1 protein-coding gene is annotated in these 1,149 nt (G+C 65.1%); it reads right to left on the minus strand.

Features of this window, described 5'->3' with window-relative positions:
- Nucleotides 1-21 precede the first annotated feature (21 nt).
- The coding region (locus FJ986_RS30310; RefSeq protein WP_140497529.1) for an S-(hydroxymethyl)glutathione dehydrogenase/class III alcohol dehydrogenase at nucleotides 22-1,149 on the minus strand (1,128 nt) is incomplete at its 5' end.

The following is a 1,149-nucleotide window of genomic DNA, read 5'->3' on the forward strand; positions in this document are numbered from 1 at the left end:
GCCCGCGGCGTGTGGCCGCCCTCAATAAACCACGACACTCCTGATCGACTTGCCCTCATGCATGAGGTCGAACCCCTTGTTGATGTCCTCGAGCTTGAGCGTGTGGGTGATCATCGGGTCGATCTCGATCTTGCCGTCCATGTACCAGTCGACGATCCTGGGCACGTCGGTGCGGCCGCGCGCGCCGCCGAAGGCGGTGCCCATCCAGGTCCGCCCGGTGACCAGCTGGAAGGGCCGCGTCGAGATCTCCTGGCCGGCGCCCGCCACACCGATGACCACCGACTTGCCCCAGCCGCGATGCGAAGCCTCCAGCGCCTGGCGCATCACCTTGGTGTTGCCGGTGCAGTCGAACGTATAGTCGGCGCCGCCGATCTGGTCGGCGCCGCGCTTGGTCATGTTGACGAGATGGGGAACGATGTCGCCGTCGATCTCCTTCGGATTGACGAAATGCGTCATGCCGAAGCGCTCGCCCCAGGCTCGTCTGTCGTTGTTGAGATCGACGCCGATGATCATGTCGGCGCCGGCAAGTTTCAGGCCCTGGATGACGTTGAGCCCGATGCCGCCGAGGCCGAAGACCACCGCGGTCGCGCCTTGCTCGACCTTGGCGGTGTTGATCACCGCGCCCACGCCGGTGGTCACCCCGCAGCCGATGTAGCAGATCTTGTCGAAGGGCGCGTCGGGATTGACCTTGGCAACGGCGATCTCCGGCAGCACGGTGAAGTTGGAGAAGGTCGAGCAGCCCATATAGTGAAACAATTTTTCGCCCCCGATCGAGAAGCGCGAGGTGCCGTCCGGCATCAGGCCTTGCCCCTGCGTGGCGCGGATGGCGGTGCACAGATTGGTCTTCCGCGACAAACACGACGGGCACTGCCGGCATTCGGGCGTATAGAGCGGGATCACATGGTCGCCCTTTTTGACCGAGGTGACGCCCTTGCCGACATCGACCACCACGCCGGCGCCCTCATGGCCGAGGATGGCCGGGAACAGGCCCTCGGGATCGGCGCCCGACAGCGTGAACTCGTCGGTGTGGCAGATGCCGGTCGCCTTGATCTCGACCAGCACCTCGCCCTCGCGCGGACCGTCAAGGTCGACCTCCATGATCTCAAGCGGCTTTCCGGCGGCAACGGCAACGGCGGCGCGGGTTTTCAT

The organism is Mesorhizobium sp. B1-1-1, from assembly GCF_006442955.1.
Classification (GTDB): domain Bacteria; phylum Pseudomonadota; class Alphaproteobacteria; order Rhizobiales; family Rhizobiaceae; genus Mesorhizobium.